General features: G+C 60.3%; 9 protein-coding genes. 4 read left to right on the forward strand and 5 right to left on the reverse strand.

Annotation, left to right across the window (positions count from 1 at the left end):
• Nucleotides 1–24 precede the first annotated feature (24 nt).
• From ACP7A2_RS06675 to antA, 4 genes are all read right to left on the reverse strand, one after another.
• Nucleotides 25–1,428, reverse strand: coding sequence for an amino acid permease (locus tag ACP7A2_RS06675; protein WP_426133576.1), 1,404 nt, complete (start codon nt 1,426–1,428; stop codon nt 25–27).
• Between the two features lie 71 nt (nt 1,429–1,499).
• Complete coding sequence (antC, locus tag ACP7A2_RS06680) at nt 1,500–2,507, reverse strand: anthranilate 1,2-dioxygenase electron transfer component AntC (protein WP_426133577.1); 1,008 nt, start codon at nt 2,505–2,507, stop codon at nt 1,500–1,502.
• Nucleotides 2,508–2,757: 250 nt separating this feature from the next.
• The gene (antB, locus tag ACP7A2_RS06685) at nt 2,758–3,249 is read right to left on the reverse strand and encodes an anthranilate 1,2-dioxygenase small subunit (RefSeq protein WP_426133578.1); all 492 of its coding nucleotides are present in this window, start codon (nt 3,247–3,249) and stop codon (nt 2,758–2,760) included.
• Entirely contained in the window at nt 3,249–4,640 is a 1,392-nt protein-coding gene (gene antA / locus ACP7A2_RS06690; RefSeq protein WP_426133579.1) for an anthranilate 1,2-dioxygenase large subunit, read from the reverse strand. The genes antB and antA overlap by 1 nt, the downstream gene beginning before the upstream one ends.
• A gap of 305 nt (nt 4,641–4,945) precedes the next feature.
• Between antA and ACP7A2_RS06695 the strand changes: the two genes are divergently transcribed.
• A complete protein-coding gene (locus ACP7A2_RS06695) occupies nt 4,946–5,938 on the forward strand; it encodes a helix-turn-helix domain-containing protein (RefSeq protein ID WP_426133580.1) in 993 nt (330 codons plus the stop codon).
• A gap of 133 nt (nt 5,939–6,071) precedes the next feature.
• On the opposite strand, the gene ACP7A2_RS06700 is transcribed toward ACP7A2_RS06695, so the two are convergent.
• A complete protein-coding gene (locus ACP7A2_RS06700; RefSeq protein WP_426133581.1) occupies nt 6,072–6,947 on the reverse strand; it encodes a LysR family transcriptional regulator in 876 nt (291 codons plus the stop codon).
• 114 nt (nt 6,948–7,061) lie between these two features.
• On the opposite strand from ACP7A2_RS06700, the gene ACP7A2_RS06705 reads away from it, so the two are divergent.
• Genes ACP7A2_RS06705 through catA form a run of 3 tightly spaced genes read left to right on the forward strand, consistent with a single transcriptional unit; the run spans nt 7,062 to nt 9,463 of the window.
• Nucleotides 7,062–8,189 (forward strand): muconate cycloisomerase family protein, encoded by a 1,128-nt coding sequence (locus ACP7A2_RS06705; protein ID WP_426133582.1) that lies wholly within the window; start codon nt 7,062–7,064, stop codon nt 8,187–8,189.
• A 12-nt stretch (nt 8,190–8,201) separates the two neighbouring features.
• The gene (gene catC / locus ACP7A2_RS06710; protein WP_426133583.1) at nt 8,202–8,492 is read left to right on the forward strand and encodes a muconolactone Delta-isomerase; all 291 of its coding nucleotides are present in this window, start codon (nt 8,202–8,204) and stop codon (nt 8,490–8,492) included.
• Between the two features lie 41 nt (nt 8,493–8,533).
• Nucleotides 8,534–9,463 carry a catechol 1,2-dioxygenase gene (gene catA, locus ACP7A2_RS06715; RefSeq protein WP_426133584.1) on the forward strand — a complete coding sequence of 310 codons (930 nt, stop codon included), beginning with the start codon at nt 8,534–8,536 and terminating at the stop codon, nt 9,461–9,463.
• Nucleotides 9,464–9,563 lie beyond the last annotated feature (100 nt).

Consider the following 9,563-nt stretch of genomic DNA (forward strand, 5'->3'; position numbering starts at 1 on the left):
GGGCAAGCCCGGCTCCCACGGGTATCACTGTGCGTGCGCCACCGCGTTACTCTTGCGAGCGCGCAGCCGATAGGCCACATAGATAACCCCCACCCAAACCGGCATCGCGTACACCGACTCGCGAATGCCCGGGATCGCCAGCATCACGCTCACAATCACCACCATGAACGCCAGGCACAGGTAGTTGGTGAACGGAAACCAGAACGTCTTGAACGATGGCGTCACGCCTTGCTCGACCATGGCCTTGCGGAACTTGATGTGGGTGATGCTGATCAGCGCCCAGTTGATCATCAGCGTGGCAACCACCAGCGCGAACAACAGCTCCAGGGCGCTTTTCGGCGCCACGTAGTTGACCACCACGCACAGCAACGTCACCAGCGCCGAAACCCCCAGGGCCCGCAATGGCACGCCTTGTTTGTTCAGCTTCATCAGCGCTTTTGGCGCGTCGCCTTGTTCTGCCAGGCCGAACAGCATGCGGCTGTTGCAGTACACGCCGCTGTTGTACACCGACAACGCCGCGGTCAGCACCACGAAGTTGAGGATGTGCGCGGCGGTGTCGTTACCGATCAGCGAGAAGATCTGTACAAACGGGCTGCTGCTGTAGGCATCGCCCGACGCGCCGAGGGTTTGCAGCAGTTGATCCCATGGGTACAGCGACAGCAAAACGGTGAGGGCGCCGACGTAGAAAATCAGGATCCGGTACACCACCTGGTTGATGGCTTTGGGGATAACCTTGCGCGGCTCGCTGGCCTCGGCGGCAGTGATGCCGACCAGTTCCAGGCCACCAAATGAAAACATGATGAAGGCCATGGACATCAACAGCCCCGTGCCGCCATTCGGGAAGAAACCGCCGTGGCTCCACAGGTTGCTGACGCTCGCTTGCGGGCCGCCGGCGCCGCTGAACAGCAGGTAGCAGCCGAGCACGATCATGCCGACAATCGCCACGACCTTGATGATCGCAAACCAGAATTCGGTCTCGCCGAAGAACTTCACGTTCAGGGTGTTGATCAGGTTCACCGCGACAAAGAACACCAGCGCGCTGACCCATGTCGGGATTTCCGGCCACCAGAACTGAATGTATTTGCCCACCGCCGTCAGCTCGGCCATGCCCACCAGCACGTAAAGTACCCAGTAGTTCCAGCCGGCGAGGAAGCCGGTGTAGCCACTCCAGTATTTGTGCGCAAAGTGGCTGAATGAGCCGGCCACCGGCTCTTCGACGATCATCTCGCCGAGCTGGCGCATGATCAGGAACGCGATAAAACCGGCAATCGCGTAGCCGAGGATCATCGACGGGCCCGCCGACTTGAGCACCCCGGCCGAACCGAGGAACAGCCCTGTGCCGATTGCCCCTCCCAAGGCGATCAACTGAATGTGCCGGTTTTTCAGGCCACGCTTGAGGCCCACCGGGTTAACCATGTCATCCGCCATAACATTCCCTTCTACTTGTTTTTCTCAGGGTTGAGTGCACGCCGCATCAGCCCCTCAGAACTGCTGAGGGGTCAGATATTACTCTGCGTAAACTTTTCGTAATACAGCTGAACGCCATCAAGTGCCTGATCCTCCAGCCATTGCTGGATGGATTCGACCATTGGCGGGGGGCCGCACAGGTACATATCCGCCGATCTGTCGCGCAATTGGGCCAAATCAAAATGCTCGGTGAGGTAGCCGCGTTTGCCCGGCCACTCGGGAGCCGGCGCACTCAGCACTTGGGTGTAGCGGAAATTCGGCAGGGTCGACGCGTAGGTGTTGATGCGCTCTGCTTCGCACAAATCTTCGGCCCCGCGTACGCCGTAGTACAGGTGCACGGGGTGATCGCACCCGTTGGCGACCAGCTCATCAAGCATGCCCAGCAACGCCGACAAGCCGGTACCGCCTGCCACCAGCACCAGCGGCCTGGTCACGTGCCGCAGGTAAAACGCACCCAGCGGCGCCTCCATCAGCACGTCATCGCCGACCTGGCAGCGCTCGCGCAGGTAATTGCTCATCACCCCGTCGGGCAGCAGGCGCACCAGAAATTGCAGCTGATTGCCCGGCCGATTGGCGAAGGAATAGGAACGCCAACTGTCGGTACCGGGCACCGAAATGCGCGCGTATTGGCCGGGCAGAAAATCCAGCGCCTGTTCCAACTGCACGTGCAGGATCGCCGTACTGGCCGACACCTGCTGCACCTCGCTCACCGTGCCGCGCACCTGTACTGGCCCCGGTGCATTGCACAGGCTCGAATCAAAATCGAAATAAAACGCCGCGTCGGAGTGGACCCGGGTCTGGCAACTGAGCATTTTGCGCTGTTGCAGGTCGAGCGCTGAAAGGGCTTCGTCGTCGACATAATCCTGGGTGTATTCGCCGGACTCGCAACGGCCCTGACACGTGCCGCACACGCCTTCGCGGCAATCCAGCGGGATCTTGATGCCATTGCGCAGCGCTGCGTCCAGCAGGATTTCATTCGCCCCTACCGGGAAAAACAGGGTTTTGCCATCGGCAAAACTGAAGGCCACTTTGTGATTCATCCGCATAACTCCGCGTAACTGATTTTGTTGCTGACGTTGTGGCGAGCGTGCTTGTTGTGGCGAGCGGGCTTGCCCCGCGTTGGGCTGCGAAGCGGCCCCTGGTCCAGGCACTGCGTTTTGACAGACAGAATGCGGTGACTTTATTGGGGCCGCTTCGCAGCCCAACGCGGGGCAAGCCCGCTCGCCACAACAAGCCCGCTCACCACAGTAAGCCCGCTAGCCACAGCAAATCTGCTCACCACCGCCACGGTCAAAGGTGGTAGAAATCCAGCACCGAGTTAATGGTGTCGTTGAGCAACAACGCGTGTTTACGTGTGATCAACCAGCTATCGCCATTCGGCTTGAGGCTGTAAGTCGCGTGCCCGTAAAACTGCTCCGAGGTGGCCAGGCGATAAAACAGCGTGTGCCAGTTCAACCGCACCTCGAGCGTGCCGTCCGCCTGCTCGGCGACCCGCACGTTATTGATCAGGTGCAGCGTGCGCGGCATGGGTGTGGCCGATGCCGCCTTGCCGGTGCGCAGGCGGAACACGCGGTCTTCCAGCCCGGAACGGTTGGCGTAATAGATCAGCGACATCTCGCGCTTGGGGTCACGGGTATAGACGTGTTCCGAATCCCATTGCGGCAGGTGGAATTCGCTCTGCGCATCGAACAGCTGCACATAAGCGTCCCAGTCCTGGGCGTCGCACAGCTCGGATTTACGGTAGAAGAACTGCTCGATCCGGTACTGCAATGGCGCATTCATCATTCCACCTCCCGCAGTTTCAGGGCGCTCTTGTCGAGGCCGTCGAGCAGGAACTGTTGCCAGTTGCGGTGCTGGTTCACATACAACCCCTCATGGGTGAATTCGGTGCCGGTCATCGCCGGCTGAATGCCGATGGCTTCGCTGTTTGGCGTCGGCCCGGTTTCCCAGCGATGGCTGCCGCGTGAAATATCACTCCAGCGCTCCAGACGACCCTGGAACCCACGCTGGGCTTCGCGGAACTCCACCAGATCATCCGGCGTGCCCATGCCCGATACGTTGAAGAAATCTTCAAACTGGCGAATACGGTTTTCGCGGTCGGCGTCGGACTCGTTTTTCACCCCCAAACACTGGCTGATGATCTCGGTCTTGTTCCACGCCAGCGGGCGGATGATGCGCAGCTGCGAGCTGATCTGGTCGAGGAAGAACAGGCTCGGGTAGATATTCAGGTTGCGCAAACGGTGCATCATCCACTCGGCCTTTTGCTGGCCGTGTTCTTCCACCAGGCGCGGCATGATCGTGGCGTAACCAGAGCGCACCGTCGGGTTGGGCATGTCGCTGAACAACAGGCTGTGGCCATTGTTGAAGGCGAACCAGCCGTCGTCGGTGTTCGCGTCGCCGGCGCCGAGTTTGCTGTAGTCCAGCGTGGTGCCTGCGCCTGTGCCGTTTTCGGTATTCACCTGTTGGCGATGCTGCACCGTGGCCACGTAGTTGTAGTGCACGGTGCTGACGTGATAACCGTCCAGGCCGTTTTCGTTTTGCAGTTTCCAGTTGCCGTCGTAGGTGTAGGCGGACTTGCCCGGCAGCACCTCCAGCTCACCGGTGGCGGACTGGGCAACCATCATGTCGAAGAACACTTTGGCGTCGCCGAGAAAGTCTTCCAGGCTGTCGCTGCCGTTCACGTCCAGGCTGATGAACACAAAGCCCTTGTAGCTCTCGATGCGAGCTTTTTTCAGGCCGCGCGTGGCTTTGTCGAAACCTTCCGGGTATTCCCCCGGCGCCTTGACCTTCACCAGCCGGCCGTCGCTCTTGTAGCACCAGGCGTGGAACGGGCAGGTGAAGGTGGACTGGTTACCCTTGCCGACGCGGGTCAGCGTGGTGCCGCGATGTTGGCAGGCGTTGATCAGCGCGTTGAGTTTGCCTTCGCCGTCGCGGGTGATAATCATCGGCTGGCGCCCGGCGCGCATCGTCAGGAAGTCGTGGTTATTGGCCAATTCGCTTTCGTGGCAGGCGTAGATCCAGTTCTTTTCGAAGATCAATTCCATCTCAAGGTCGAACAGTTCCGGCTCGGTGAACATGTCCCGGGCGATGCGGAACACTTCATCCACCGGCCGAAAATCCAGGCAGCCTTCGATAAACGTTTTCCACTGCTCGACGCTTCTTGCACCACTCATGGGAGGCACCTTTTTTGATTGGGGCTAATCGATGGGCCATTAGAGGCAGCGGGGCAGGGCGCGGGCTATCCGCTTAATCGGGGAAGACGCGCCACATAGTTGGGCAACAAATACCCACCACGGTGCCGGCCGCGCTACCGGCATGCAGCGCAAGTAACGCAAACGGTCGCCCGTTATCCACATAGTGGGCGGTTGCTATCCAACCGGTTGCAATACGGCTGGCGTGGCGTAGAACTTGCTGTTGAACAACAACGATGACGCGCCGCCAGAGCGCGCAAAAAGCTAACCGCCGTGGGTGCACCCTGATGAGTAGCCATACACGCGAAATCCATGTTCAACGCTTCGACCTGGAAGGCGCCTGCAGCTGGATGTCCGGCATCTGTGGCCCGCACCGGTTGGCGACGTCGACGCCTGAGCGCTTGCGCTTTCACCACAGCGCCAATGTGTTCAAGTCCCGCGCCACCACCCTGGGCGTGATCGAATACGGCACCGACGTGACTATCGACATTGAAGACGCCGAGCATTTCAGCAGCTACAGCCTGAGCCTGCCGCTGGTGGGCGAGCAGGAATTGAGCAAAAACGGTGAGCGCTTGAGCTCCAACCGTGACCAAGGCGTGATCCTTTCGCCCAACGAGCACCAAGTGCTGGCGATTTCCGGTGACTGCCGCAAGTTGCAGGTGGTGATCACGCGGGCGGCGATGAGTGAGTCACTCGAAGGTTTGCTGCAACGCCCGATTGAAGCGCCGCTGCGCTTTGAACCGGTGATGGATGCGGTGGACGGCGCCCCGGCGTCGTGGTGGCGCATGGCGCGGTATTTTATTGCGGAGCTGGAGTGCAACAGTGAGTTGTATGAGCAGGCGGCGTTTACCCGGGACCTGGAAAGCTCGCTGATCAAGGGGCTGATCCTGGCCCAGCCGAATAACTATTCAGAAGAATTGCGCGACGTATTGGGCGTGAAGCTGCCCCATTACCTGATTCGCGCGCGGCAATATATTCACGACAATGCCCGCGAAGACGTGCACCTCGAAGACCTGGAGGTGGCGGCCGGTGTGTCGCGGTTCAAGTTGTTTGATGCGTTTCGCAAGTACTTTGCGCTGTCGCCCATGGCGTACTTGAAGAAGTACCGGCTGGGGGCGGTGCGTCAGGAAATGCTTGAGCAGGGTTCCAGTCGTACCATTTCCGAAATCGCTCTGGGCTGGGGGTTTACTCACTTGGGGCGGTTTTCGGCGGAGTATCGAAAACTGTTCGATGAATCCCCCAGCCAGACCCTGCAGCGCAAGCGCCTGCGCAGTCTCTGAACACAATGAAGATCAAACTGTGGGAGCTGGCTTGCCTGCGATAGCGGTGGGTCAATGAGCAAATATGCCCGCAGATCCACCGCCATCGCAGGCAAGCCAGCTCCCACATTGGTTCTCTGTCGTTTGGGAGATTTCAGATCAACTCTTCCACCAACTGCAAACAATGACCAAGCCCCGGCGATTGATCATTCACCCGCCGGCTGAGGATGATTGGCGAGGTCGCCGTAGCTTCCACAACCGGCGTATAGCCAATGTCCGCCCGGTGCAACACCTGCACCGACGCCGGCACCAGCGTCACGCCCATCCCCGCACCGACCAGCCCGATGGCCGTCTGCAGTTCGTTGGTCCACTGCGCCACCTTGAGGCTCAAGCCATGAGCGTCAAACAGCGCAATCACATGGTCGGCATAGCTGGGGCGCGGGTTGCCGGGGTAGAGCACAAACGGCTCGGCGGCCAATTGCGCGAGGGTGGCGGGCGCGCCGAGCAACGGGTGACCGGCGGGCAGCACGGCGACCAATCGGTCCTCTACCAACACGCGCTGGACGATGGCCGGGTCGTCGATGCGAATCCGCCCGAACCCCACATCAATGCGCCCGGCCTTAAGCGCTTCGACCTGCTGCAACGTAGTCATCTCCGACAAGCCCAGTTCCAGCTCAAGCGCGTCATGGGTGCGCAGCCGTCGAATCAATTCCGGCAGCACGCCATACAAGGTCGACGGCGCAAACCCGATACCCAGCCAGGTCTTCTCGCCCTGGCCGATGCGCCGCGTGTTCTCGCACACTTTGCCCAGCTGTTCGAGCAGCACATTGGCGTGTTCATAGAAAAACCGCCCGGCCTCGGTCAGCCGCAACGGTCGGCCGCGCTCCAGCAAAATCACCCCCAACTCATCCTCCAACTGCTGGATCTGCCGGCTCAACGGCGGCTGGGCGATGTGCAGGCGTTCTGCTGCGCGGGTGAAGTTGAGGGTCTCACCCAGCACCTGAAAATAGCGCAGATGACGCAGTTCCATGACGGCTCCTTTCATACCTTGAGGGTATCGTGCGAGACCCATTCTATATTGGAAGCCTTTAGAGATACGGCACAGAATCGACGCAAATCTATAAAGAACCCAACGGGTATTGCCATGCCGATTTGCGCCATCGAGTCGATCGACACGATCATCGTCGACCTTCCCACTATTCGCCCGCACAAGTTGGCGATGCACACCATGCAAAACCAGACGCTGGTGGTTATCCGCCTGCGTTGCGCCGACGGCATCGAAGGCATCGGCGAAGCCACCACCATTGGCGGCCTGAGCTACGGCAACGAAAGCCCGGACAGCATCAAGGTCAACATCGACCGCCACTTCGCGCCCCTGTTGATCGGCCAGGACGCGAGCAATATCAACGCGGCCATGTTGCGCCTGGAACGCAGCATTCGCGGCAATACCTTTGCCAAGTCCGGCATTGAAAGCGCGTTGCTTGATGCGCTGGGCAAACGCCTCAATCTGCCGGTCAGCGAGTTGCTCGGTGGCCGCGTGCGCGATGCGTTGCCGGTGGCCTGGACCCTGGCCAGCGGCAACACCGAGCAAGACATTGCCGAGGCGGAAAAGATGCTCGACCTGCGCCGCCATCGCATTTTCAAATTGAAGATTGGCGCAGGTGAAGTCAGCCGCGACCTGGCCCACGTCATCGCGATCAAAAAGGCCTTGGGCGAACGTGCCAGTGTGCGCGTTGACGTTAACCAGGCCTGGGACGAAGCCGTGGCGTTGCGCGCGTGCAAGGTGCTCGGTGACCACGGCATCGACTTGATTGAACAACCGATTTCGCGCAACAACCGCGGCGGCATGGCCCGGCTCAACCTGTCGAGCCCGGCGCCGATCATGGCCGATGAGTCCATCGAATGTGTGGAAGATGCCTTCAATCTGGCCCGCGAAGGCGCGGCGTCAGTGTTCGCGCTGAAAATCGCCAAGAACGGTGGCCCCCGCGCGGTGTTGCGCACCGCCGCAATTGCCGAAACGGCGGGGATCGGCCTGTATGGCGGCACCATGCTCGAAGGCGGCATCGGCACCCTGGCTTCGGCCCACGCGTTTCTCACGCTTGACACGCTGGCATGGGGCACCGAGCTGTTTGGCCCGCTGCTGCTCACCGAAGACATCCTCACCGAGCCGCCGGTGTACCGCGATTTCCAGTTGCATGTGCCCAGCGCACCGGGCCTGGGCCTGAGCATTGATGAAGAGCGCCTGGCGTTCTTCCGTCGTGACAAACACTAAGAGGCACCTGCCATGTTGTTCCACGTAAAAATGACCGTGAACCTGCCGCTCGACATGAACCCCGAGCACGCCGCCAGCCTCAAGGCCGAAGAAAAAGCCTTGGCCCAGCGCCTGCAACAGGAAGGCAAATGGCGCCACCTGTGGCGCATTGCCGGGCACTACGCCAACTACAGCGTGTTCGACGTTGACAGCGTGCAGGCGCTGCATGACCTGCTGACGCAACTGCCGCTTTTCCCCTACATGGCCATCGAAGTGAACGCTCTGTGCCGGCACCCTTCGTCGATCCATGAGGACGACCGTTAAGCCTGTTCCCACTCTAATAATGACAAGATGAGGATTGCACCATGTCCATCCGAATTTCCCAGACTGCCCATGCCCAACAGTTTCTCGAACAAGCCAGCGGTAACCTCAATGACGGCGGCAACCCGCGTGCCAAGGCGCTGATCTACCGGATCCTGAGGGACACGGTGAACATCATCGAAGACCTGGAAGTGACCCCGGAAGAATTCTGGAAGGCGGTCAATTACCTCAATGAGCTGGGTAAACATCAGGAAGCCGGCCTGCTCGCCGCCGGGTTGGGCCTGGAGCATTACCTGGATTTGCTGATGGACGCCGCTGACGAGCAAGCCGGCAAAACCGGCGGCACGCCGCGCACCATTGAAGGCCCGCTGTATGTGGCCGGGGCGCCTTTATCCCAATACGAAGCGCGGCTGGATGACGGTACGGACGCGGCGGTGCCGCTGTTCATGCGCGGGCAGGTGCGCGATACGAATGGCAAGCCGGTGGCGGGGGCGATTGTGGATGTGTGGCAGGCCAATACCGGCGGCACCTATTCATGGTTTGACCCGGCACAGTCCGAGTTCAACCTGCGCCGGCGCATCGAGACCGATGCCCAGGGCAACTACCGTTTTCGCAGCATCGTGCCCTCGGGTTACGGCTGCCCGCCCACCGGGCCAACCCAGCAGTTACTCGATCAACTGGGGCGCCACGGGCAGCGGCCGGCGCATATTCACTTCTTCATCTCGGCGCCAGGGCATCGGCACCTGACCACGCAGATCAACCTGTCGGATGACCCGTACCTGCATGATGATTTTGCCTATGCGACGCGGGATGAGTTGATTGCTGAAATCCGCTTTAGTGAGGATCAGCAACTGGCGCGGGAATTTGGTGTGGAAGGGCGGTTTGCGCAGATTGATTTTGACTTTGAGTTGCAGCCAGCTGCTGCACCCGTAGATCAAAAGCGCACACAACGCGTGCGCGCCCTGGAAGACTGATAAAACGCGGTCAATGTGGGAGCTGGCTTGCCAGCGGTAGGCGGGGTGTAATAAACACCCCCAGCGCACGCCAGGCCCCGCCCACACGGTGGGGGTTTAG

Origin of the sequence: Pseudomonas sp. PWP3-1b2 (genome assembly GCF_049896045.1) — a bacterium.
GTDB lineage: Bacteria > Pseudomonadota > Gammaproteobacteria > Pseudomonadales > Pseudomonadaceae > Aquipseudomonas > Aquipseudomonas antarctica_B.

Excerpts from the sequence above, each read along its gene's own strand:
- catC (WP_426133583.1), top strand. The coding sequence starts at position 8,202 with ATGTTGTTCCACGTAAAAATGACCGTGAACCTGCCGCTCGACATGAAC.
- ACP7A2_RS06700 (WP_426133581.1), bottom strand. The coding sequence starts at position 6,947 with ATGGAACTGCGTCATCTGCGCTATTTTCAGGTGCTGGGTGAGACCCTC.
- antB (WP_426133578.1), bottom strand. The coding sequence starts at position 3,249 with ATGAATGCGCCATTGCAGTACCGGATCGAGCAGTTCTTCTACCGTAAA.
- ACP7A2_RS06675 (WP_426133576.1), bottom strand. The coding sequence starts at position 1,428 with ATGGCGGATGACATGGTTAACCCGGTGGGCCTCAAGCGTGGCCTGAAA.
- ACP7A2_RS06705 (WP_426133582.1), top strand. The coding sequence starts at position 7,062 with ATGCCGATTTGCGCCATCGAGTCGATCGACACGATCATCGTCGACCTT.
- ACP7A2_RS06695 (WP_426133580.1), top strand. The coding sequence starts at position 4,946 with ATGAGTAGCCATACACGCGAAATCCATGTTCAACGCTTCGACCTGGAA.
- antC (WP_426133577.1), bottom strand. The coding sequence starts at position 2,507 with ATGAATCACAAAGTGGCCTTCAGTTTTGCCGATGGCAAAACCCTGTTT.
- antA (WP_426133579.1), bottom strand. The coding sequence starts at position 4,640 with ATGAGTGGTGCAAGAAGCGTCGAGCAGTGGAAAACGTTTATCGAAGGC.
- catA (WP_426133584.1), top strand. The coding sequence starts at position 8,534 with ATGTCCATCCGAATTTCCCAGACTGCCCATGCCCAACAGTTTCTCGAA.